17 protein-coding genes, 1 tRNA gene and 1 pseudogene are annotated in these 23,943 nt (G+C 66.0%); 3 read left to right on the forward strand and 16 right to left on the reverse strand.

Going from position 1 to position 23,943, the window contains the following annotated elements; all coding sequences use genetic code 11:
- Positions 1 to 101 precede the first annotated feature (101 nt).
- From QRX40_RS08740 to QRX40_RS02125, 4 genes and pseudogenes are all read right to left on the reverse strand, one after another.
- Positions 102 to 3,098, reverse strand: a pseudogene (locus QRX40_RS08740) (fatty acid synthase subunit beta domain-containing protein); the annotation flags it as partial.
- A gap of 51 nt (positions 3,099 to 3,149) precedes the next feature.
- On the reverse strand, positions 3,150 to 4,721 hold the full coding sequence (locus QRX40_RS02115; protein ID WP_313835955.1) for an acyl-CoA carboxylase subunit beta: 1,572 nt from the start codon (positions 4,719 to 4,721) through the stop codon (positions 3,150 to 3,152).
- The gene (locus QRX40_RS02120) at positions 4,718 to 6,553 is read right to left on the reverse strand and encodes a biotin carboxylase N-terminal domain-containing protein (RefSeq protein ID WP_313835957.1); all 1,836 of its coding nucleotides are present in this window, start codon (positions 6,551 to 6,553) and stop codon (positions 4,718 to 4,720) included. The genes QRX40_RS02115 and QRX40_RS02120 overlap by 4 nt, the downstream gene beginning before the upstream one ends.
- Positions 6,554 to 6,617: 64 nt before the next feature.
- Positions 6,618 to 7,379 (reverse strand): biotin--acetyl-CoA-carboxylase ligase, encoded by a 762-nt coding sequence (locus tag QRX40_RS02125; RefSeq protein ID WP_313835958.1) that lies wholly within the window; start codon positions 7,377 to 7,379, stop codon positions 6,618 to 6,620.
- A 522-nt stretch (positions 7,380 to 7,901) separates the two neighbouring features.
- Here QRX40_RS02125 and QRX40_RS02130 point away from each other — a divergent pair.
- A complete protein-coding gene (locus QRX40_RS02130; protein ID WP_313835960.1) occupies positions 7,902 to 9,794 on the forward strand; it encodes a DUF6020 family protein in 1,893 nt (630 codons plus the stop codon).
- Entirely contained in the window at positions 9,791 to 11,023 is a 1,233-nt protein-coding gene (locus QRX40_RS02135) for a helix-turn-helix domain-containing protein (RefSeq protein WP_313835961.1), read from the forward strand. Before QRX40_RS02130 ends, QRX40_RS02135 begins: the two co-directional genes overlap by 4 nt.
- Before the next feature lie 90 nt (positions 11,024 to 11,113).
- On the opposite strand, the gene rplA is transcribed toward QRX40_RS02135, so the two are convergent.
- From rplA to dapE, 12 genes are all read right to left on the reverse strand, one after another.
- Entirely contained in the window at positions 11,114 to 11,803 is a 690-nt protein-coding gene (rplA, locus tag QRX40_RS02140; protein WP_029678147.1) for a 50S ribosomal protein L1, read from the reverse strand.
- Between the two features lie 64 nt (positions 11,804 to 11,867).
- Complete coding sequence (gene rplK, locus QRX40_RS02145) at positions 11,868 to 12,299, reverse strand: 50S ribosomal protein L11 (protein WP_015022451.1); 432 nt, start codon at positions 12,297 to 12,299, stop codon at positions 11,868 to 11,870.
- 138 nt (positions 12,300 to 12,437) lie between these two features.
- Positions 12,438 to 13,280, reverse strand: a complete 843-nt coding sequence (nusG, locus tag QRX40_RS02150) for a transcription termination/antitermination protein NusG (protein WP_045924864.1) — start codon at positions 13,278 to 13,280, stop codon at positions 12,438 to 12,440.
- A gap of 30 nt (positions 13,281 to 13,310) precedes the next feature.
- Positions 13,311 to 13,535 carry a preprotein translocase subunit SecE gene (gene secE / locus QRX40_RS02155; protein ID WP_024626851.1) on the reverse strand — a complete coding sequence of 75 codons (225 nt, stop codon included), beginning with the start codon at positions 13,533 to 13,535 and terminating at the stop codon, positions 13,311 to 13,313.
- A gap of 44 nt (positions 13,536 to 13,579) precedes the next feature.
- Positions 13,580 to 13,655: transfer RNA gene (locus QRX40_RS02160), tRNA-Trp, on the reverse strand.
- Between the two features lie 120 nt (positions 13,656 to 13,775).
- Positions 13,776 to 14,984 carry a pyridoxal phosphate-dependent aminotransferase gene (locus tag QRX40_RS02165; protein ID WP_313836351.1) on the reverse strand — a complete coding sequence of 403 codons (1,209 nt, stop codon included), beginning with the start codon at positions 14,982 to 14,984 and terminating at the stop codon, positions 13,776 to 13,778.
- Between the two features lie 43 nt (positions 14,985 to 15,027).
- The gene (gene proB, locus QRX40_RS02170; protein ID WP_313835969.1) at positions 15,028 to 16,170 is read right to left on the reverse strand and encodes a glutamate 5-kinase; all 1,143 of its coding nucleotides are present in this window, start codon (positions 16,168 to 16,170) and stop codon (positions 15,028 to 15,030) included.
- Entirely contained in the window at positions 16,167 to 17,846 is a 1,680-nt protein-coding gene (obgE, locus tag QRX40_RS02175) for a GTPase ObgE (protein WP_313835971.1), read from the reverse strand. Before obgE ends, proB begins: the two co-directional genes overlap by 4 nt.
- Positions 17,847 to 17,973: 127 nt before the next feature.
- Positions 17,974 to 18,225 carry a 50S ribosomal protein L27 gene (gene rpmA, locus QRX40_RS02180; protein WP_015022457.1) on the reverse strand — a complete coding sequence of 84 codons (252 nt, stop codon included), beginning with the start codon at positions 18,223 to 18,225 and terminating at the stop codon, positions 17,974 to 17,976.
- Between the two features lie 32 nt (positions 18,226 to 18,257).
- Positions 18,258 to 18,566, reverse strand: coding sequence for a 50S ribosomal protein L21 (gene rplU, locus QRX40_RS02185; RefSeq protein WP_024626855.1), 309 nt, complete (start codon positions 18,564 to 18,566; stop codon positions 18,258 to 18,260).
- Positions 18,567 to 18,721: 155 nt separating this feature from the next.
- Positions 18,722 to 21,367: an Rne/Rng family ribonuclease gene (locus QRX40_RS02190; RefSeq protein WP_396184153.1), complete on the reverse strand. Its 2,646-nt coding sequence runs from the start codon at positions 21,365 to 21,367 to the stop codon at positions 18,722 to 18,724.
- Positions 21,368 to 21,603: 236 nt separating this feature from the next.
- Positions 21,604 to 22,833 (reverse strand): succinyl-diaminopimelate desuccinylase, encoded by a 1,230-nt coding sequence (gene dapE / locus QRX40_RS02195; RefSeq protein ID WP_313835972.1) that lies wholly within the window; start codon positions 22,831 to 22,833, stop codon positions 21,604 to 21,606.
- Between the two features lie 143 nt (positions 22,834 to 22,976).
- Here dapE and QRX40_RS02200 point away from each other — a divergent pair, with 143 nt between their 5' ends.
- Positions 22,977 to 23,921, forward strand: coding sequence for an AEC family transporter (locus tag QRX40_RS02200; RefSeq protein WP_313836355.1), 945 nt, complete (start codon positions 22,977 to 22,979; stop codon positions 23,919 to 23,921).
- Positions 23,922 to 23,943: the final 22 nt, after the last annotated feature.

A 23,943-nucleotide genomic window follows, 5' to 3' on the forward strand; every position in this document is an offset into this window, starting at 1 on the left:
GGCATGGCCTCCAGCTTGTCGCCGGTGATGGTGGTGTTGCCGATGCCGGCTGTATCGGCCAGCAGAGCGTAGACATCCTTGGGCAGGCGGGTGCGGTCGACCACCGGGAAGAGGCCGACCTGGTCGCTCTTGATGGTCAGCGGCACGACGATGTCGCGCACCGCATGCCGGTCCAGACCGCCGTCGGGGTCGTCGTCCCAGTAGGTATCCAGGTGGATGTCCAGGTCGTAGTGCTCGCCCAGGTCGTCCTGGCCGGTGGCGGTGATGGTGTAGTTGGGGTCGTCCATGGCCGTCCCGTAGGCCGGATTGGCCATCAGATGGCCCACCCAGGAGATGTTGGGGCTGCGGCGGATGAACTCCTGCGCATCAGCAGCGCCTGCCAGCTGGCTGTAGGCCTTGGCGGGACCGCTGCCCAGGTCGCGCACCCGGTCTATGGCCGCCTGCTCGAACCGTCCCAGAATGGAGGCCACCGGCTCGTCCACCGTGGTGATGCCTGCCACGGAGATGGGTCCGGGGATGGCCCTGACCGAGTCGGCGCCGTAGCGGGGATCTTCGGACTGCCAGAGCTGATCCTGGCCCCACCAGCGCAGCAGATCGTTGTCGATGACCGGCACGAAGGGCATGGGCTTGGGGTACTCGCGCACCAGGACGGGGAACCAGGCCACGTCGGTGGGCACCACCTTGAGCTCGGCCGCCTGGGGGTAGGCCTCATGCAGTCGGCGAAGCGCCTGCTCGGGCTCGGCCACATCCTGCCTGGAGGCGAAGATGGAGTCGAACTCGCCGCTCTGACGCTCGCAGACACGGGCCTCGATGCGCCGCAGCAGGTGCAGGAAGCGGTCGATGTAGGTGTCGTCGGCCCAGGGGTAGGCCAGGTCGGCGAAACGCTGGGCCCAGTCCTGGTAGGTCATGGTCTCCAGATCGCCGAAGTAGGGCTTGGCGGTCTTGTTCAGGGCCTCGATGATCTCCCCGCGGCGGGTCTCCAGCTCCTCCGGGTGCTTCATGACCCGGACCAGCAGGCGGCCGCACTCGGCGGAGGAGTTCTCCATCTCGTAGATGTCGGCGTGCAGGTGGCTCAGGCCGGAGCCCACGCCCCCCACGGACTTGCCGCTGGGCACCCACTTCTCGCCCATGGGAGCGAAGGGGTCCGGATCGGGGGTGGAACTGTCGATGCCGGGGGTGGCCACCAGAGCCCGCTTGATCTCGGGATTGGTGTGGGCCTCCTTGGCGGTCATGGCCGCTGTGCCGATCATGACGCCGTCCACGGGCATGTCCGGCAGGTGGTAGGCGCGGGACCACTGGCCGCTGATGTAGTCGGCCGCCCGCTCAGGGGTGCCGATGCCGCCGCCGGCCACCAGAACGATGTTGGGGCAGGCGCGGACCTCGGCGTAGGTGGTCGAGAGCAGGTCGTCCAGGGACTCCCAGGAGTGGTGGCCTCCGGCGGCGCCTCCCTCGACCTCCATGAGAATATGGGTGGGGGCGACCTTGCGGGCGATGGCCACGACCTGGCGGATCTGGTCCACAGTGCCGGGCTTGAAGGCCACGTAGGGGAAGCCCTCCTCGTTGAGCTGACGGATCAGGGTCACGGCCTCGTCCAGCTCGGGAATGCCGGCAGAGATGACCACCCCGTCGATGGGGGTGCCGGAGGCGCGCTTCTTGGGCACGATGTGCTGGCTGCCGAACTGGAGGTTCCACAGGTAGCGGTCCATGAACATGGCGTTGAACTCGACCGTGCGGCCCTCCTGCAGCTGGTCCTCCAGCTGGGACACATGGCGGTCGAAGACCTCGGCGGTCACCTGGCCGCCGCCGGCCAGCTCGGCCCAGTAGCCGGCATTGGCGGCTGCAGCGACGATCTCGGGCTCCACGGTGGTCGGGGTCATGCCGGCCAGCATGACCGGGGGCTTGCCGGTCAACCGGCTGAAGGCGGTCTCCACCCGGGGCCCAGCCGGGGTCTCAAGCAGACGGGGGGCCAGCTTGGACCAGTCCTGGGTCCGGGCCGGATCCTCCTCCATGGTGGACAGCTGTGCGCGCCGGGCCTGGTTGGAGGCCTCGACCACGCCCACGCCGGTGCCTTGGACCAGGTTGTCCACCAGCTTGCCCAGGGTCTCGCCCGGGCCCAGATCCACCAGCCAGAGGGAGGCGGCATCCTGCTGGTCCATGACCTCGGCGATCCGGCCGGCCCAGTCGGCATGGTTGAGCAGAACCTCTTCAGCCAAGACCCGGGCACGCTCGGTGTCCAGGCCGCAGCGTGAAGCCCAGTCCACGCTCAGGTCCACGGCCTCCTTCATGAGCGGGGAATGGAAGGGCAGGGTCACATCCAGGTACTCCAGAACCGGCGAGAAGGCTGTTCCGCCACGGACCTTGTCCTCGCGCAGTTGACGCTGATGCTCGCTCTCCTTGCTCGCCTCGATGGCGAAGGCGGCCAAATCCTCCGGATAGCCGGACAGGACCAGGTTGCGGTCCGAGTTGGTCACGGCCACGCTGATGGGGCCGCGAGCGCCAGGCACCCGGTCGACCAGGACCTCCACCTGATGGCGGGTGGCGCCGCGCACCGAAAGCATGGGGGTGGCCTCACCCTGGCGGTGGATGCCCAGGCGACGGGCCTGACGGGTGCCGGCCGCGCCGATCAGCATGGCGGTGGCCAGGATCTGGTCGATGGCGCCCTGGGCGGCTTTCATGGATCCAGCCGCCTGGATCTCTTGGACCATGTGGACGCCGATGATGCCCTGGGAGTGCCCCAGCAGGGCCACCGGACGGGCCTGGGCCGCGTCGTAGCCCAGCTGGTCCATGTCCATAAGGGCGCCCAGCTGCACCAGGGCGATGCCGGGCACGCTGACAGCCGCGTCGGCGGCCGGTCCCAGTCTGACCAGGTCGGGCTTGTAGCCGAACAGGTCCAGCTGACGGCCGTTGGTGGCCAGCAGGTCGGGCTTGACCGCCCTGAGCAGGTCGGTGGCCGCAGCCATCCGTTCCCTCAGGGCCTTGTCGATGTCGGGATCGCCCTGCAGATCGGCCAGAGCCACGGTCCAGGGGTTGGACTGGCCGGCGAACATGAGCGCGTGCGGCTGCTCGGCGAGACGGTTGATGAAGAATGTACTGGTCATGATGTCCTATTCATAGAGAGTTGGGGATTGCTGATAATGACGAGGGGAAGCTCATAGAGGCTGGTTACCGTGGTGCTTGTCGTTGACCCTGACGCGTTGCTTGTCTGCCAGGAGGTCCATGGCCTGGACCAGGACCGGTCTGGTCTGCTCCGGGTCGATCATGCCGTCCAGCTCGCCCATCTCCAGGGAGAGATTGGCGTTGACGGTGCTGGTTTCGTACTCCTGGGCCAGTTTGTTTCGCAGCTCATCCACGTCCCGGCCGGCCTCCTTGGCCTCCTGCAGGTCGCGCCGGTGGATGATGTTGACCGCGCCCTGGGCCCCCAGCACGGCGATCTGCGAGGATGGCCAGGCGTAGTTGAGGTCCGCGCCGATGGCCTTGGAGCCCATGACGATGTAGGAGCCGCCGAAGGCCTTGCGCAGCACGATGGTGACCATGGGCACCTGGGCGTTGGCGTAGGCGTAAATGACCTTGGCCCCCCGGCGGATGATGCCGGCATGCTCCTGGTCCGAGCCCGGCTTGTAGCCAGGGGTGTCAACCAGGGTGATGACCGGCAGGTTGAAGGCGTCGCAGAGACGGACGAAACGGGCCAGCTTCTCGGAGGACTCCACATCCAGGCTGCCTGCATCCACCATGGGCTGGTTGGCCACGATCCCCACCGGCCGGCCCTCCAGGCAGGCGAAGCCCACCACGATGGACCGGGCGTAGAGCTCCTGGACCTGGACCAGCTCGCCGTAGTCGACGATGGCATGGATGACGTCCAGCACGTCGTAGGGCCGCCGGTCGTTCTCGGGGATGACCGTGGCCAGTCGCTTGGCGGCCTGGCGCTCGGCATGGCCGGAGATGAAGGCGTACCGGGGAGGCTCCTGTCCGCTGTTGGCGGGCAGATAGGCCAGGACGGTCCTGGCGTAGTCGATGGCGTCGGCCTCGTCCTCGCCCAGATAGTGGGCCACGCCGGAACGGGTGTTGTGCACGTAGCCGCCGCCCAGCTGGTCCATGCTGATGGTCTCGCCGGTGGCCGCCTTGACCACGTCGGGACCGGTGACGAACATGTCCGAGTTCTCCTTGGTCATGATGATCAGGTCTGTCAGGGCCGGGCAGTAGACAGCGCCGCCTGCGCAGGGTCCCAGGATCAGGGAGATCTGGGGGACGAAGCCGCTGGCCTGGCAGGTCTTGCGGAAGATGCGGCCGTACTGGGTCAGAGCGGCCACACCCTCCTGGATGCGGGCGCCGCCCGAGTCGATCATGGCTACGATGGGTACCTTGATCCGCAGGGCCATGTCCATGAGCCGGCAGATCTTCTCGCCCTCGGCCCGGCCCAGGGTGCCGCCCCTGACGGAGAAGTCCTGGGCGTAGACGCCGACCTTGCGCCCGTAAACCAGGCCGAAGCCGGTGATGACCGCGGATCCCGCGCGGTCCCCGGCGATGTCGCCACCGGCGAAGCGGCCCACCTCCTCGAAGGTGTCCTTGTCGAAGAGCAGGTCCAGGCGCTCACGGGCGGTCTGCTTGCCCTTGGCGTGCTGACGGTCGCGGGCGTGCTCCTCGGCCTGCTTGGCCAGGGCGGCGGCCCGATGGATGCCCTGGCGCACCGGCTGGGAGCCCAAGGTGGATTCGGTGACGCTCATGCCTGCTCCTCCCCGCCCAGATCCAGGGTGACCAGGGTCTGGCCCGGATCCACCCCCTGTGCCACGGACACGTCGATGGTCTTCACACGGCCCTTGGCCGGGGCATAGACGTAGTTCTCCATCTTCATGGACTCCAGAACCACCAGCAGGTCGCCCTTGTCGACCTCCTGGTCGGGGGCCACGTTGATGCGGGTGACCACCGCCTGCATGGTGGCCACGATGACGCCGGACCGGGCCGCATCCTGCCGGGGTGCGCCGGGCTCCTGATCGCGCAGCCCGCGCCCGCGCAGGGGCTGCCGGGGCCGGGAAATGCCGCCGTGGCCGCCCATGCCGCCCATGCCTCCCAGCAGCGACTGGGGCAGGGCCAGCCTGACCCGCTTGTCATCGATCTCCACGTTGTAGGTCTCCATGGGATCGCTGTCCCGATCCTGCTCCTGGGCGGAAGCGCCGGAGACCGAGGCGGGCTGGCCGCTGCCGTTGGAGGCAGGCTCCACATTCAGGTAGACCCGTTCCAGCCACTTGGTGGACACGTCGAAGGAGTGGCCATCCTCGGCGGTGAACTCGGGGTTGGTGAAGATCTTCTGGAAGAGGCCGGCTGGGGTGGGAACCCCGCTGATGCTCATCTCGCGCAGGGCCCGACGAACCCTGGCCACGGCTGCCGGGCGGTCCTGGGCGGTCACGATCAGCTTGCCCATCATGGAGTCATCCCTGGGCGAGACCGTGTCGCCCACCTCGACGCCCGAATCCACGCGGATGCCGGGGCCGGAGGGCCACTGAATCGACTCGATGGTCCCTGAGCTGGGGGTCAGGTTGGTGGCCGGGTCTTCGCTGGTGATGCGCAGCTCGAAGCTGTGGCCACGGGGCTGGGGCGCCACGTTCAGGGAGCCGCCGTCGGCGATCCGCAGCTGCTCACGGACCAGGTCCAGCCCGCAGACCTGCTCGCTGACCGTGTGCTCCACCTGCAGTCTGGGGTTGACCTCCATGAAGTAGACGTCGTCCCTGGGGGTGACCAGGAACTCGCAGGTGCCCAGGCCCACGTAGCCCACCGTGTCGAACAGGCGGCGGGAGAACCCCTCCAGCTGGGCGATCACATCGTCGGACAGGAAAGGGGCCGGAGCCTCCTCCACCAGCTTCTGGTTGCGGCGCTGGACCGAGCAGTCCCTGGTGGAGTAGACGGTGAACTGGCCGTGGCTGTCCCTGCCGGACTGGGTCTCCACGTGCCGGGCGCGGTCCACGAACTTCTCGATGAAATAGTCGCCCAGGTCGCCGCCCTGAAGGGCATCATGGTTCATGTAGAAGGTGCGCAGCTCGTCGCTGTCGTTGATCAGGGTGATCCCCCGGCCGCCGCCGCCGTCAGCCTTCTTCATCATGACCGGATAGCCGTGCTCGTCGGCGAAGTCCAGCAGGGGGCGCATGTCGGTGACCGGCTCGCTCAGGCCTGGCACCACGGGCACCCGGGCCCGCTCGGCCACCTTGCAGGCGGTGATCTTGTCGCCCAGCTCGTCCAGGACCCCCGGGGCCGGACCCACCCAGGTGATGCCAGCCTCAATCACCTTGCGCGCGAAGGAGGAGAACTCGGACAGAAAGCCGTAGCCAGGGTGGAGGGCGTCAGCGCCGGACCGGCGGGCGATGGAGACGATCAGGTCCTCGTTCAGATAGGTCTCCATATTGGTGTCCCCAGGCAAGAGGTAGGCCTCGTCCGCCATCTGGGCATAGGGGGCATCCCGATCCTGGTCGGCATAGACGGCCACGGTGGCGATGCCCATCTCCTGGGCGGTGCGCACAACCCGCAAGGCTATTTCGCCGCGGTTGGCGATCAGCAGTTTTTTCATTCCCCTCTCCTCACTGGTTGATCAAGGGCGATTGGACTGACGAAAAGCATGAACAAGGCAGGAATTAGGCTCCCACAACGGCCACTTCGGGCAGGACGCCCACATCGGCCGTGGACACGTCAACCTGGCTGCCGTCGGGCAACCGCACCCGCAGGGAGGCATCCGGATTGATCTCCAGGGCACGGCCCTCCACGGGCTCACCGGCCACGGGAACGACCCTGACACGCCTGCCCAGCGTCCAGCTGAGTGCGGCAATCCGCGAGCGCAGCCCCTGCGGCCCGTTCAAGCCCCTGTCCAGCGACCCGTCAATGCCAAGGGGGGCCATCTCCCCGCTCAGGTGCCAGCTGATGGCATCGACCAGGTCGTCGCGCAGGGTCTGGTAGTCGGGCAGGTCCCGGTAGTGGAACTGCAGGGAGGTGGACTCCGCAATAGGAAGCGCCTGCCGGGGCAGAAAGAGGTTGATGCCGATGCCGACAGCCAGGGCCGACCAGTCTTGATCCACCCGGACCAACTCGCAGAGGATGCCGCCCAGCTTGGCCCCGCGGCAGAACAGATCGTTGGGCCACTTGAGGGTCAGAACCCGTTCAGGAGCGCCGCCGTCGGCCAGCCGGCAGCCGTGGTACTCAAGCACATCCTGCAGGCCCTCCAGAGCGGCCAGTCCAGCCACCATAGGCATCCATCCGCCAAAGGGCCCAGTCAGCAGTCCAGTGGGCAGCGGCAGGGCCCAAGTAGCCAGCAGGGAGCATCGGGGCTGATTGACCCAGGTTCGGGCAAGACGACCGCGGCACCGGGACTGCGCATCGGCAACCGCTACGCTCAGCGGCATGGTGCTCCCCCCGGCGCCCGGCCATCGCCGAATACCTTTACTTGCGACTCTTCCCTCGTACCGTGTAGTCGTAGAAACACCCTGACGGGCATTTTTTCGAGGCGTATCTTCGGCTTTTCCCCTTGTGCCAGAGGCCAGTCCCTTCACGGTCTCCGTGCTCGTTGTCGGTTCACCGCCCCCAAACAGCCGCTCGACCCGGTCGCGCGCATCCGAATACGCCGAGGCTTCCAGAGCATGAGCCACGAGCGTATTGGTCGAATCGACGGTGTCGAGCACCACGATCGAGGAGAGTACGCCACTGTCCAGCGATGCCGATGGCTGCCACTTGATATTCTGATGAGGCACGCGTTCCACTATACGGCACAAGGGGTCAGCCCCGGTAGCGAACCATCCACAAAAGCGGCGGCCGGTTTTTGTATCTTTTCACAGGAGACCCATGGACAGCTTTGAGCGCATCCTCGGATGGGCACTGGATAAAATGGGGAAGCCGTAGACCAGGCACGACCCGCGAAAGGGGTTCTTTTGAGCGCAGACAGCGGAAGGACGCAACCGAGAGAGGCGGGCGAACAACCTGTGCAGACTTCGGCCTTGCAGACCGGAAGGCCTGGATCCCGCGCATCTCGGGCCGTCGGCCTGGTCCTGGCCCTGCTGGCCTGCCTCTGGATCGCTTTCTGCACTGGTTTGGGCCCCATCTACCGTCAAGAGGGTTCGCTGACACAGGTTGGCCTGGCCCAGGTGCTGATCATGCTGGGAACCCTGACCATCTGCCTGGCCCTGGTCCTGGCCTGCCGCCGGATTCTGCTGGGCTGCGAACCCCTCCGAATGCCACAGCGGCTGACCGCCCTGGCGCAGCGCCCACGGATGCGTGCCTACGCTGCCTTCATCACCCGGCAAACCAGCGGCTGGCGGCCCATCATGCGCCTGCTTCTGCTGGGCTGGGCCTGGGCCTTTCTCACCCTGCTGGCCGCCTATGGGGCCGACCTGTACGCGCAGGCCCAGGAATGCGCCAACTTCCTGGCCCAGCTGCAGGGCGATCAGCCCCCCTACGGCGGCAATGCCTTCACCCAGATGGACGTCTACCCCATCGGCCACTACCTGTTGCCGGGGCACCCGGTATTCCTGACCGACCAGCACAACATGGTGTTGACCCTGGTCTACGGGATGACCATCATGGCCTCCAACCATCTGACTGGATCCTATGACGCGGGCATCGTGCTCCTGGCAGGGCTGCAGGTGATCTTTGCGGCCTTCTGCTGCGCCGTCACCGCGGACCGCTTCCTGCGCGGCAGCGGAACCGAACACGTCGGTGCCCTGGCCCGCACCCTGGTCATGCTCTTCTTCCTCTTCTCCCCCTTCGTGGTCTTCAGCACCTTCAGCCTGACCAAGTCCCCCCTCTTCGCCTTCGCCTTCATCTGGTGGTTCGGCATCTGGCGCCAGCTGGAGTCAGGGGACAAGGACTCGCCGCTCTACGCCAGCCAAGCGGTCCGGTTGCGGCCTGCCCTGGCCTTGAGCACCCTGATCATGCTGATCAGTGCCAAGTACGCCCTCTACATCGTTCTGGTCCAGTTGGTCCTGGCCCTGATCATCCGCCGTCGCCAATGGGCCACCATCCTGATAGGACTCCTGCTGCCCCTGGTCCTGTTCACAGGGGTGACCGGGGCCCTGACAGCCACGGGGACGGTCATTCAGGGTGACCCTGTGGAGAGCCGCAGCATCCAGCTGCAGCAGATCGCCCGGGTGGCCCAGCGCAACCCCCAAGGGATTCCGGCCCAGGCAAGGGCTGATCTTGAGCCCATCATGGACCTGGACAATGCCGCCATCCAGTACACCCCCTGGGAGGCCGACCGGGTCAAGTCCTCGGGCAACCAGCCCAAACTGATCGTCTACCGCTGGAGGACCGTCACGCCCGAGCAGATGTCCCGTCTCAACCGGGCCTGGCTCCAGGTGGGACTGCGCAATCCGGTGATCTACCTGGACGCCTTCATGGCCGAGGCCTACGGCTACTTCGACCCCGGCGACCCTGCCTACGTGGCCATGTCCTACTACCTCAACAATGGCTACGTGCAGAACTCGGGCTCCTGGCTGGCGGCCTGGTGCCACGACTGGCGCAACGGGGTGACCGGATTCGTCAGGACCTGGGCCGACACCCCCCTGCTGGGCCTGGTGGCACGGGCCAACTTCTGGGTGGTGGCCGCCCTGCTGCTGATCGTCGCCCGCCTGGCAGCCGGTCACTGGCGCGGGGTCCTCTGTTGGTTCCCCCTCCTGCTGATCATGGGGGTCATGATCACCGCCCCGGCCAACAACTTCGAACGGCACATGCTGCCGGTGGACATGGTGGTGCCCTTCCTGATCCTGGACATGGTCCGGCAGAGCCGCCGCGCCCGTGCCGGTGAACTGATGGACCGGCCGTCATGATCGGCAAGTCGAAACGGTCCAGACCGCCGGACGAAGACCCTGCCGAGGCGCAGCAGGCTCGCCAGGTACCTGCCGCCTCCGGTGCCGCCATGGAGCAGATTCTCCAGAAGACACTGGACCATCTGGATGAGACACTGCCCTGGACCAGATCCCTGCCCGCCGATGGACGCAGAACCTTGGAAGGGGCCGTTCGAACAGCCCTGGACGACCTGCGCTCCCGACTTGACACCCAAGGCGCGGAAGACAGCGAAGTCCCCGCCCCCGTGCCAGCAGAGCTCTCCCGGAGCCTGGGCCCCCACCGGGCCATGGAACTGACCCAGGCCATTCTGGACATGCTTGAGCAGGCCGGCCGGACCATGGGAGCCGAGGGGGAACGGTCCACGCTGGTCTACACCCGTCATGCCGCCACCGCAGCAGCCGCTCTCTATGCCGACCTGGCCGAGGCGAGAAACGGACGCAAGGCCACAACGGAGTCCAGGATCATCCGGCATTTGATTGAGCAAACGGCGGATACACGGACCGTTGACGATCTGGCCCGGCTGGGCTGGCCGACCGAATTCGACTGCTTCGCCGTCGTTGGCGAGGCCCAAGGCAACGATGAGGGACAGGGCATGGAGAACGCCCGCCAGCCTATCCACACCACGGTGGCCCGTCAAGGCGGCAGGGCGCTGGTGGGCGAGAACGAAGGGCTCATGGTGGTTCTGATCGATCCCAACCGGTCGGGCACCCCGGCCGACTTCTGCGCATCCATCCTGCGCTTCTTCGCCGACGAGTCAGCTGTCTGCCTGGGACCTTTCCACCATGGAATCTCCGGTGCGGGAGCCTCCATCCGAGCCGCCCTGAGCACGCATGCGGCAGCCCCGGCAGTGGCTGACCCCATCACCGCCGCCCTGCCCAGGCCACTGCACGCCGACGACCTGCTGCCCGAACGAGCCCTGAACGGGGACGGGGACGCTGCCGACCAGCTCTACCAGGAGGTCTATCTGAGCCTGGCAGGCCAGGATCCGGACGGGCCCCTGCCGACCACCCTGCTCACCTTCCTGCGCTCGGGCAACTCGCTTGAGGTCACCGCCAAGAAGCTGGGCATTCATCCCAACACCGTGCGCTACCGGCTCAGGCGCTGCGTGGAGGTGACCGGCTGGGATGCCATGGACCCGCGAGAGTCCTTCGTCCTCCAGGCAGCCCTGATCATCGGCAGAATCCGCAGGTCGCATCCGGGCGCCGACTGACTGGCGCCATACCAGCTGCTGCCTGGCCAGGATATGAAAAGAGCGGGGACCCGAAGGTCTCCCGCCCTTGAAATATAGAGCCGAACCCGCTCAGAGCACCGCGATGTCCAGGGGAACGCCCGGGCCCATGGTGGTGGTGACGGTGGCCTTGGTGATGTAGCGGCCCTTGACCGTGGCCGGCTTCAGGCGCTTGATCTCCTCGTCGACCGCATGGAAGTTCTCCTCCAGAGCCTGCTGCTCGAAGGAGACCTTGCCCACGGGGAAGCTCAGGTTGCCGTTCTTGTCCACACGGAACTCGATACGTCCAGCCTTGATCTCGGTGACCGCCTTGGCCACGTCCATGGTCACGGTGCCGGTCTTGGGGTTGGGCATGAGGCCACGGGGGCCCAGCACGCGGCCCAGGCGGCCGACCTTGCCCATCATGTCGGGGGTGGCCACCACGGCATCGAAGTCCAGATAGCCGCCGGCGACCCTGGTCACCAGCTCGTCGTCGCCCACCTCGTCGGCTCCGGCCTCGGCGGCTGCGGTCGCCTGGGGACCACGGGCGAAGACCAGGACGCGCACGGTCTTGCCGGTGCCGTTGGGCAGGCTGACGGTGCCGCGGACCAGCTGGTCGGCCTTGCGGGGGTCCACGTTCAGGCGGTAGACGGCCTCCACGGTCTCGTCAAACCCGCGCTTGGGCATGCTCTTGAGCAGGGCGATGCCCTCCTCCGGGGTGTACAGGTTGGTGCGATCGACCTTCTCGGCCGCCTCGCGATACTTCTTGGAACGCTTGGTCATCTGCTTCTCCTATCAGCAGTCGCGGTGCGGGCAAGCGTATGCCCTACCGCTCACAACGAAAATTTCAGTCGGTGACGGTGATGCCCATGGAACGGGCGGTGCCTTCGATGATCTTCATCCCGGCCTCGACGTCACGGGCCGACAGATCCTCCATCTTGGTCTGGGCGATCTCGCGAACCTGGGCCTTGGTGACGGAACCCACCTTGGTGGTCAGCGGGTTGCCGGCACCCTTGGAGACACCGGCCGCCTTGCGCAGCAGATCGGCTGCCGGCGGAGTCTTGGTGATGAAGGTGAAGGAACGATCCTCGTAGACGGTGATGATGCAGGGGATGACCTGGCCCATCTTGTCCTTGGTGGCATCGTTGTACTGCTTGCAGAAGTCCATGATGTTCACGCCGTGGGAGCCCAGTGCGGGGCCCAGCGGGGGCGCGGGGTTGGCCTTGCCGGCCTCTATCTGCACCTTGATCAGCGCGGTGACTTTCTTCTTTGCAGCCATATGCTGGTTCTTCTTTCTACGAAGCGGTGATGTCGGAGACCATGGATCCCCTCCCGCAACCTGTTCTTTCCAAATGCGCTCCACAGGAGAGCACAAGCTTGATGATTATCGCATCGACCGAGGACCGACCGAAGGCTTTCAGGCGATCTTTTCGACCTGGTCGAAGCCCAGCTCCACAGGGGTGTCCCTGCCGAAGATGGAGACCAGAACGGTCAGCTTCTGGGTGGTGGGCTCCACGTCGGAGACCACGGCAGCCATGGTGGCGAAAGGCCCTTCGGTGACGGTGACCTGATCGCCGACGGCGTAGGAGACCTCCACCGTGCGCTTCTTGGCGGCCTCGGGCTTGTCTCCAGCGGCCTTCAGGGCCTCGGAGGCGATCATGGGGGCCATCATCTGGACGACCTCCTTGCGGGTCAGCGGGGCCGGCTCCTTGCTGGGGCCGACGAATCCGGTGACGCCCTCGGTGTCGCGAATGATGCGGCGGGCGTTCTCGTCTGGCCACATGCGAATCAGCACGTAGCCCGGCACACGAACCCGGGTGACGACCTTCTTGCCCTTGTCGGTGTGCTTCTCGACCTCTTCCATGGGAATCTCCACCTGGAAGACCTTGTCCTCCAAGCCGAAGGAGGCCACGCGGGACTCCACGTTGGCCTTGACGCGCTTCTCGTAGCCGGAGTAGGTGTGCAGAACGTACCACTTGCCCTCGAGGGTGCGCAGCTTCTTGGAGAACTCGTCCACGGCACGCTGACCGGGATCCTCCTGGTCGGTCTGGTCGTCGGAATCGGAAGAATCGTCCTGGGTGTCCTTGGCCTGGGCGGATTCGGCGGGTGTACTGTCCTGCTCGGCCTGCTCCGAAGAGGTTCCGAGCTGCTGATCCTGGACCTGGGCATCCTCCTGCGTGGGGGCATCTTCGGATGCCGACGGGGCCGACTCAGCGGCCTGATCGGGGTCCAGTCCCTCTCTGGTCAGATCATCACTCATGGATCACTCCACCTTCTACCTTGTCACAGCTCAGCCGAATATCAGGAAGGCTAGTTTGCCCAGTCCGAAGTCCATTACGGTTACGAAGATCATCAGCAACAGCACGAAGATGAAAACCGCCACGGACCAGCCCACCAGCTCCTTGCCCGTGGGAGTCACCACCTTGCGGATCTCATCGATGACCTGCTTGATGAAGAGCCCGATACGCATGAAGAAGTTCGGCCTGGCTTCCTCAGCCCCATCCTTCTGTGCCATGGTCATCCGTCCTTCGTTTGTTCTGCATCATCTGCTGCAAGCCTTGGCAGGGAAGGCGGGACTCGAACCCACAACCTACGGTTTTGGAGACCGTTGCGCTACCAATTGCGCCACTTCCCTATCGGAACTTCCCACCAGCCTACTCGACCGGGAGGAAAAACCGCCAAATCGCAAGTTTAGCCTAAAGGGCGGATTGCGTCCAACCGTGTTGCCTCCACAGCATTTTGCCCAGGAGAAGGATCAGGCGCTGACCCAGGCCCCAAGGCGCCTCATGCCCTCGGCCAGGTCATCGTCGGCCAGCGCGTAGGAGAAACGCAGGCAGCCGGGCGCGCCGAAGGCCTCACCCGGCACGGCCGCCACCTGGATCTGCTCCAGGATGACCTCGGCCAGCTCACCCGAGGTGGCGCAGACCGTGCCTTGCGGGCCCACTGGCCGATTCAGCAGACCGGTCACGTCGGCAAAGGCGTAGAAGGCGCCCAGAGGCTCAGGGCAGGTCACCCCCTCCATGGCGTTCAGGGCATCCACAATGGCCCGTCGCCGCAGGGCAAAGGCCGACCGCATGGCTTCCACGTCCTCCAGACCGCCGGTCAGGGCGGCCAGAGCAGCCTGCTGGGAGACGTTGGCCACGTTGGAGGTCATGTGCCCCTGAAGCTTGGCAGCCGCCTGGGCCACCGGCAGGGGGGCGACCAGCCAGCCCACCCGCCAGCCTGTCATGGCATAGGTTTTGGCCACGCCGTTGACCACGATCAGCTGATCGCGTACCTGAGGCACCAGAGCGCCCGGATAGGGGGTATGCGCCCCCTGGTAGGTCAGGTGCTCATAGATTTCGTCGCTGATCACCCAGATCTGGTGTTCGATGGCCCAGCGATCCACGGCAGCCACCAGGCCGGCGTCCCAGATCGCCCCGGTTGGGTTGGCGGGCAGGTTGAGGATGATGGCACGGGTGCGCTCGGTTCGGGCCGCCTCCAGCTGCTCCAGGCTGGGGATATAGCCCTGGCCGGCTCCGCTGAGCACCGGAACCGGCCGACCGCCAGCCAGCAGAACCATCTGAGGATAGCTGGTCCAGTAGGGAGCGGGGATGATGACTTCATCGCCAGGGTTCAAGAGGATCTGGAAGGTCTCGTAGACGGCCTGCTTGCCGCCGTTGGTGACCACCACCTGATCCGGGTCGATTTGATAGCCCGAATCGCGCAGGGTCTTGTCGGCGATGGCCTGCTTCAATTGGGGCAGACCCGCCGTGGGCGTATAGCGGTGGTTGCGCGGATCCAGACAGGCGCGGGCCGCCGCCTGCACGATGTGGTCAGGCGTGGGAAAGTTGGGTTCGCCGGCACCGAAGCTGATCACATTCATGCCCTGGGCCTTCATGGCCTTGGCTTTTGAATCCACCGCCAGAGTGGCACTGGGGGCCACTGCGTCTATGCGTCTGCTCAGGGTCTGCCATTGCGCCATAGTCATGTTGCCATGCTACCGCCCAGCACCCCCAGGGCTGTGCTCAGACCAGGACCAGAGAGTCCCGATGCACCAGCGGGTGGGCATAGTGGGCGCCCAGTCGGCGGCGGAGCTCCTTGGTGTTCAGGCCCAGCATGTCGTGGGCCTCCTCGGAATCGTAGCCGGACAGGCCCTTGGCCACCTGGCGGCCAAACTCATCGTGGATCCAGACCGGATCCCCGGCCGAAAACTCGCCCTGGACCGATCTGGCACCAGCCGCCAGCAGGCTGGCCCGACCGCCGCGCAAAGCTTTGACAGCCCCCTGATCCACCAGATAGCCGCCCCGGGGGCGGGAGGCGAACTTGATCCAGAGCCGATGCGAGGAGCCCCGCGGACGGATGGGGGCGAAGAGGGTGCCCACCCGGTCGCCGGCCAGGGCAGGGCCTGCAAGATCGGCGCGGGTCAGCACCACAGGCATGCCGGAGGCCGCAGCAATCCGCGCCGCCTCCAGCTTGGTGGACATGCCCCCGGTCCCCAGCCCTGAGACGGACCCCTGGGCATCCACCTGGTCCATGATGGCCGCCACATCGGGCACAAAGCCGATTCTGCGGGCCCCTGGCCGGGATGGGGGTTCGGAATAGAGGGCATCCACGTCAGTCAGCAGAACCAGGGCATCGGCGCTGACGATGTTGGCGATCAGGGCCGAAAGGTGGTCGTTGTCGCCGAAACGGATCTCGTTGCTGGCCAGGGCATCGTTCTCATTGACGATGGGGATGACCCCCAGATCCAGCAGACGGCAGAGGGTGCGCCGGGCGTTGCGGTACTGGACGGCATGGGTGGTGTCACGGGCGGTGATCAGGATCTGGCCCACACGCAGGCCATAACGGGCGAAGGCAGTCTCGTACTGGGCCATGAGCAGACCCTGGCCCACTGAGGCCGTAGCCTGCTGGGTGGCCACGTCACCGGGGCGTTGGTCAAACCCCAGGGTGCCGAAGCCGGCCGCGATGGCCCCGGAGGTGACCAGGACCAGGCGGGCGCCATCCGCAGCAGCCGAGGCCAGGGCGCCCACCAACGAACGCAGGCGGCCAAGGTCCAGGTGCCCATGGGGATCGGTCAGGGAGCTGGATCCTACCTTGACCACCATGGTGCGGGCCTGGGCCACCCGGGAACGGACCGCGGCCTCGTCGGATCCCTCCCCGCCGGTCATTGCCCAGCCTCTTCCGAACTGGCAGTATCCGCATCCCCGCGCCCCAGCAGGCCCTGCCTGTCATGGGGATCGTCATCCACGGAGGGGTCGGCCCAGTGCCCCTGGCGCCGCTCCTGCTCCATGACCTGACGCACCGCCTGCCGGGCATCCATCATCTGGTGGTACTGGCGGCGGCGCTCGCTGTTGGTGCGACGACGGTTGAGCCCCTGGCTCTCCTCCAGACGCAGGTCACGGCCCCGGGCCACCTGGGGGGTGCCGTCCAGCATTTCGGCGCCGGCCGCCACGCTCGGATCCCAGTCGAAGGCCACCGCATCGTCGCCAGGACCGATGCGGACCTCGTCACCTGGCCTGGCTCCGGCCTTGCGCAGGGCATCCTCTACGCCCATCCGGGCCAGGCAGTCGGCCAGATAGCCCACGGCCTCCTCGTTGTCGAAGTTGGTCTGGCGAACCCAGCGCTCGGGCTTGGCTCCGCAGACCCTGAACCAGGTCTGCCCGGACCGGGTCTGATGCCGCTCAAGGATGAAGTCCCCGGACTGGTCGCCGCTCCTGCGCCGCCGCTCCAGGGGGCGGATGACCACGCGCTCCTCCTGCCTGGCCTCCTGCTGCTCCCGCAGCTGCCTGCGCAGACGATCCACCAGACCGGCCAGGTAGTAGCCCAGTTCCTTGAGCCCCTGATGCGAGGCTGTGGAGACTATGAAGACCTTGAGACCCAGGGCTTCGAAGTCGGGACGGACGAATTCGGCCAGTTCGCGCGCCTCCGGCAGATCGGCCTTGTTGAGGATGATCACCCTGGGCCGCTCGGTCATGGGGATGACCCCCACCGGAAGCTCCAGGCGGTCGGCATAGCGGGAAAGCTCCTCCTCCAGGGCCCGATAGTCGCTCACAGGGTCCCGATCAGGCTCCAGGGTGGCGCAATCGATGACGTGGGCGATGATCTCAGTGCGCTCGATGTGCCTCAGAAACTCCAGCCCAAGGCCCTTGCCCTGGGAGGCGCCCGGAATCAGCCCTGGCACGTCGGCCATGGTGAAGCGGCCCTCCCCTGCCTGGACCACGCCCAGGTTGGGCACCAAAGTAGTGAACGGATAGTCGGCGATCTTGGGCCGGGCCGCGCTCATGGCCGCCACCAGGCTGGACTTGCCTGCGCTGGGGAAACCGACCAGGGCCACATCGGCGATGGATTTGAGCTCCAGCACCAGGTCGCGCTCCTGGCCAGGGTCCCCCAGCAGGGCGAAGCCGGGGGCCCGCCTGGCCTTGGTGGCCAGGGAGCGGTTGCCCAGGCCGCCCACGCCGCCCTGGGCCGCCACGAACCGGTCTCCCGCATGGGCCAGGTCGGCCAGGCGCTCGCCAGGCTGCTTGCGCTCGCCTTGGCCGCCCTTGGCTGTGAAGACCACAGTGCCCACCGGCACTGGCAGAATCAGATCCTGGCCGCGGCTGCCATCCTTGTCACCGCCCAGACCCATGGTGCCCGATTCGGCCTGGCGGTGCGGCAGGAAGCGGTAGTCCAGCAGGCTGGTGGCGTTGGCGTCGGCCTGAAGAATGACCGAGCCGCCCTGGCCGCCGTCGCCCCCATCGGGCCCGGCCAGGGGCTTGTACTTCTCACGGCGGATGGAGGACGCCCCATTGCCGCCGTCGCCACCCTTGACATGGACGGTGACCTGATCCACAAATGCGCTCATAGGGGCCCATGGTACTCAATCCGGCCTGACATGCGGCCCCTGAGAGCTGAATGCCCGGCATCTTCATACATATGCAAAAGGCCACCCCCATGACAGAGATGGCCTTTGGCCGATGCCGATAAGGCAATCAGGCGGTGAGCACGTCAACGACCTTGCGGTCGCGCCGGTTGGCGAACCGAACCGTTCCGTCCGTCAGGGCGAAGAGGGTGTGGTCCTTGCCCAGGCCGACGTTCTGGCCGGGATGGAACTTGGTGCCACGCTGGCGAACGATGATGTTGCCGGCCACCACAGCCTCGCCGCCGAACTTCTTGACGCCCAGGTACTGTGCATTCGAATCGCGCCCGTTGCGAGAGCTGGACGCGCCCTTCTTATGTGCCATGTCTGGTTCCTTTCCTACCTCGACCTAGGCCCTCAGGCGATGGCCGTGATCTTGACCACGGTCTGCTTCTGGCGGTGGCCCTTGCGGCGCGCCACGCCGGTCTTGTTCTTGAACTTCTGGATGTTGATCTTGGGGCCCTTGGCCTCGTCGTCCACAACCTCGCCCTTGACGGAGATCTTGGCCAGATCCTTGGCGGCCATGGTCACCTTGGATCCATCGACGACCAGCGCGACCGGAAACTCGACCGACTCGCCCTTCCTGGCAGCCAGACGGTTGACCGTGATCTGGTCACCGACCTCGACCTTCTCCTGATGGCCTCCGGCCTTCACAATCGCGTACATAGCCCTACCTTGCCTGTTGTCCAAAGCTGTTTGCGCCCGGCATCCGGGTCCCGCCATGCGATTGACGGACCCGTCCAGACACCAGCTAACCAGTATAGAAGCAAACACACCGCGTCGTCAAATGTGCCTGCCCCGCTGACAAAACGAAATTCAGTTTATGACTCCTTGGCGACATCCGCCGTCTCAGCCTGGGCATCGTCCTCGTCCGACGCCGCCTGGGCCGCCGCAGCGATCCTGGCCAGCTTGGCCTTGACTGCAGGAGTCGAGCCTGTGGACAGGGTCTCCTTGGAGGAAGAGCCATGCCCATGCTTGTTGGTCTTGACGAAGGGGTCGCCGCCCTTGACCGCATAGGGGTCGGCATAGGAGGCAGAGATGGTCGGCTTGTCGTGTAGGATGAAGCCTCGCCCATGGCAGGTGGGGCACTCTTCGGAGAAGGCCTCGACCAGACCCTGACCCACCCGCTTGCGGGTCATCTGGACCAGTCCCAGGGAGGTGACCTCGGCCACCTGATGCTTGGTGCGGTCCCGTGCCAGGCACTCCACCAGGCGGCGCAGGACCAGGTCGCGGTTGGCCGGCATGACCATATCCACATAGTCGATCATGATCATGCCGCCGATGTCGCGCAGGCGCAGCTGCCGGGCGATCTCCTCGGAGGCCTCCAGGTTGCAGCGGGTCACCGTCTCCTCCAGGGACTTGCCCTTGCCGATGAAGCGGCCCGTGTTCACATCGATGGTGGTCATGGCCTCGGTGCGGTCGATGACCAGGGAGCCGCCGGAGGGCAGGTAGACCTGACGTTCCATGCCCTTGCGCAGCTGGCTGTCGATGCTCCAGCGGTCGAAGACATCCTTGCCCTGGTGCTCGGCGGGATCCCAGTGCTCAAGCTTCTCCTCCAGGTCGGGTGCCATGGTCTCCAGGTAGTTGCGGACCCTCTCGTAGACCCCCTCGCCCTGGACTACCAGCTTGGCGAAGTCATCGTTGAAGATGTCGCGGACCACGCGGATGGCCACGTCCGGCTCACCCTGCAGAAGCTTGGGGCGCTTGCCGTGCAGGAACTCCTTGCGCTTGTCCTCGATCTTGCTCCACTGACGCTGCAGGTTCTCCAGATCCTTGGTCAGGGCCTCCTCGCTGGCCCCCTCGGCCGCGGTGCGGATGATGACGCCCATGTCCTTGGGAGCCACCCTGGAGACGATGCTCTTGAGGCGGGAACGCTCGCGGTCGGGCAGCTTGCGGCTGACGCCGGTCATGCCGCCCGAGGGCACCAGGACCAGGAAGCGGCCGGCCAGCGTGACCTGCGAGGTCAGCCGGGCGCCCTTGTGGCCGATGGGATCCTTGGTGACCTGGACCAGCACGGGGTCGCCGGACTTGAAGGCCAGCTCGATTCGGCGGGGCTGGCCCTCCAGGCGGGTGGAGTCCCAGTTGACCTCGCCTGCGTAGAGCACGCCGTTGCGGGCCTGGCCTATGTCCACGAAGGCGGCCTCCATGCTGGGCAGGACGTTCTGGACCCGGCCCAGGTAGATGTTGCCGACAGTGGAGACCTCCTGGATGTCGGAGACGTAGTGCTCGACCAGGATGTCGTCCTCGATGACCGAGATCTGGGTGTGGTGCTCCTTCTCACGCACCACCATCAGACGGTTGACGTTTTCACGGCGGGCCAGGAAGTCCTGCTCGACCAGCTGGGACTGACGGGAGCGTTCGCGACGGTTGTCCCGTCGACGCTGCTTCTTGGCCTCCAGGCGGGTGGAGCCCTCCACGTCGGTGATCTCGTCAATATACTGCTGCTTGCGGGAACGGCGGGTGCCGGACACCTCCGGCTCGCCCTCAGCGGACTTGGAACCCCTGCGACGGCGGCGACGGCGGGTCAGCGGCGCCTCGTCCTCGTCATCCTTGTCCTTTTCCTGCTCGTGCCCACGACGGCGGCGACGGGTGGAAACGGACTTTTCAGAGTCTTCATCAGCGCCCTTGGCACGGCGGCGGCGACGGGTGCGGGTGCCGGACACCTGCTGTTCCTCGTCCTGCTCCTGGTCCTCGTCGACCACGAAGGTGATGCCCTCATGGTCCAGATCCTCCTCGATGCGCTCCACCTCGTCGGCGGCCCTGCGCTCCTCGGCGTTGAGCCTGCGGGAACGGCGTGAACCGCCCTCCGAAGTGTTCCTGGACCTGCTGCGGCGAGAGGTCTTGGGCGCTTGCTCGGCATCCTCGTCCTCGTCATCCCGTTCTTCGCGCTCATCGTGCTCAGGCCGGGAAGCGGGTATGACCGGCTCCTGGAAGAGCAGGGATGTCATAGGACGGGGACGGGAGGCGCGCGGGCGCTCATCCTGCTCTTCGGCCTTCCGGCCTGACCTCTGGCTGCGGCCCGAGGTCAGTGCCTCCACAGCCTCAATGGCGCGCTCCTGACGCTCCTGATCAGGTTCGCCCTCCTGGGCATGCTCCTCAGTGCGTCGGCGGGCGCCAGTCCGGGTGCGACGACGAGTGGTTGTCCTGGTCGGCTTCGACTCGCCCTCATCCACTTGGGCATCCTGATCGTCCGCCTGATCCTCCTTGGGCTTGCGGGCGCGACGGCGACGGGTGGCGGAGGGCTTGGACTCGTCGTCCTCCTCCTTGGCCTTGCGGGAGGCCTTGCGTTTTTCGGCCTCGACCTTCACGGGCACGTCGGCACCAGCGGCGCCGGCCACTCTGACCACACGCCGTCCAGCGCGGCGACGGGTGCTGGAACTGGCGGTCTGGTCGACCTGCCCTTCCTGCCCATCCCTGATGGCGGACCTATTATCCTGCGTATCCTCAGTATTCGTTTTTTCGGGCACAATGCTCCTTGCGGCACGCCGCCTCGCGCCGCTCTCACGGTTCCGATCCGTCCTCACGCTGCACTCTCACTGCAGCCGCGCACCTGCGTGCGCCCGATCGAAACGCCTTGGCAAAAAGTCTTCCTGACGCAGGCGGACACCGACGCCCGTACGGATCACTGGGTCTCCGTCCGGGGGGATCAACGCCTACGCTGCAAGTGGTCAGGCAGAACCACCGTCCTCTAGTATGTCACAGATCAGCGGCCATCAGGTCCATTGAGCCACTCGACCAGTATGGCTTCCAGCCGGACCAGGTCATCCAGGGGCACCTGTTCGTCGGCCTTGTGGGCCAGCAGGGGGTCCCCCGCCCCCAAATTGACGGCTGGTAGGCCAAGGGCTGAAAACCGCGCCACATCAGTCCATCCCAGCTTGGCGCGAGGCTGCTGACCCGTGGTCTGGGCAACCAGGTCCGCCAGCGAACGAGCCCAAGGCGAGTCCAGACCAGGACGGGCCGCGGGCGATTCGTCGCACATGCGCACCGAGAATCCCTTGAAGACTCCTCCTAGGGCCACATGTTCGCCATTGCCCAGCTCGGCGCCCGTTCCCTGACCCATCATCAGCTCCTTGGCCTGGGACAGGCTCTTGTCGGGGGCGAACCGGTAATTGACGTGCACCCGGCATCGGTCAGGAATGACGTTGGTGCCCAGACCGCCCTCGATCATGGTGGCGTTGAGCCCCTCCCGATAGTCCAGGCCATCCACCTTCACCGTGGCCGGACGGTACCGCTCCAGCCGGTTCAGAATGGGCGCGGCAGCGTGGATGGCGTTGCTGCCCATCCAGGCCCGGGCGGAGTGGGCCGTCGTGCCGTGGGTGATCAGATCGAAGCGCATGGTTCCGTTGCAGCCGGCCTCAATGGCGCAGTCGGTGGGCTCGCCGATGATGGCGAAATCCCCTCGCACCCAATCAGGATGGGCAGCCACCACCCGGCCCAGCCCGTTCAGATCGGCCTGGACCTCCTCATGGTCGTAGAAGACGAAGGTCAGGTCATAGACCGGCTCCTGCAGGGTGAGCGCCAGGTGGAGAAAAACGGCATCAGAGGCCTTCATGTCGGCGGCGCCCCGGCCGTACAGCACCCGGGATCCGGGGTGGGCGGCGGCCAGGTCGGCGCGGATGTCCGGGTCGCCGGGCTCCAGCCAGCGCGGGGGCAGGTTCCCATCCACGGGCACGGTGTCCAGATGACCGGCAAGGACGATGCGGTGGGGACGGCCCAGCTGGGTGGAGGCCACGACCGTGTCGCCCAACCGTCTGACCAAGAGGTCAGCCCTTGACGACAGGGCCCTCTGGACGGCATCAGCCAGGGCGCCCTCCTGGCCGCTGACCGAGTTCAGGGCGGTCATGGACTCCAGTATCCTTGCCAGGGCCTGGGCGGGTTCAGCCCCTCGGGCGCCGGCGAGAAGATCAATATCGGTCTGTGTGTTCTTGGCCATAGTGCCATGCTAGCGGGCCGGGAATCGCAGGTGGACTTGCAGCCGCAAGCATGAGGCCCGGGTGGCACAATGGGGACGACGGAAGCGGTGGCACTCCGCCTGGGAGGCCGCCGTCCACCATGCGAGACGAGGAGGATGCCGGAGTGCCTGGACTGCTCAGTGCCATGGAAGGGTTCTTCATCATCGGCGTGGTCATCGCCGTAGGGTATGTGGCCGCCCGCTTCCATGTAGGCGGTCCAACGGCCCAGCTGGTGCTCAACAAGTACTCCTTCTTCGTCTCAACGCCCTGCCTGATGTTCGCCATCCTCTCCAAGCAGAAGCTGTCGGTCATCTTCCACCCCAGCATCATCGTGGCCTTCCTGTCGGCAGCGGCTGTAGGCCTGCTCTTCGTAGCCCTGAACGCAACCAGCTTTCACCTGCCGGCTGCCGAAGCCACCATCGGCGCTCTCGACTCCCTGTATTTGAACTCCAACAACATCGGGCTGCCTGTAGCCACTTATATTCTGGGCAATCCCACACTGGTGGCACCCATCCTGGTCATGCAACAGGCCCTGTTCACCCCTATTGGATTGACCGTTCTGGACGCGACCACCTCTGGCAAGCTCTCGATCAAGACCATCCTCAAACAGCCCCTGAAGCAGCCCATCCTGATCGGCTCCATAGGCGGCATAGTGATTTCGGCCATCAGCGCCCGGGCCGGCCATTTCATCATCCCCGACTTCGTCTACAAGCCCATCGACATGATCGGGCAGTCGGCCGTGCCCATGATCCTCATGGCCTTCGGCATGTCCCTGCGGGGTTCGCGGCCCATGGGCCAGGGCACCGACCGTCGTGCCACCCTGTGCGCGGTGATCCTGAAGAATCTGGTCATGCCCATAATCGCCTACCTGCTGGCCCGGTTCATGATGGGCTTCAGCGGGGCGGAGCTGTACGGGTGCGTGGTTCTGGCGGCCCTGCCTACCGGTCAGAACGTCTACAACTACGCGGCCCGCTACGAGGTGGGAACCACCTTCGCCAGGGACGGCATCCTGCTGAGCACGATCAGCTCGCCCGTGATCATCGCCCTGGTCGCCCTGCTCCTGAGCTGACGCGCCGGACCGGGCCTTCTGC

Origin of the sequence: Bifidobacterium sp. H6bp9 (genome assembly GCF_032193695.1) — a bacterium.
Classification (GTDB): domain Bacteria; phylum Actinomycetota; class Actinomycetes; order Actinomycetales; family Bifidobacteriaceae; genus Bombiscardovia; species Bombiscardovia kimbladii.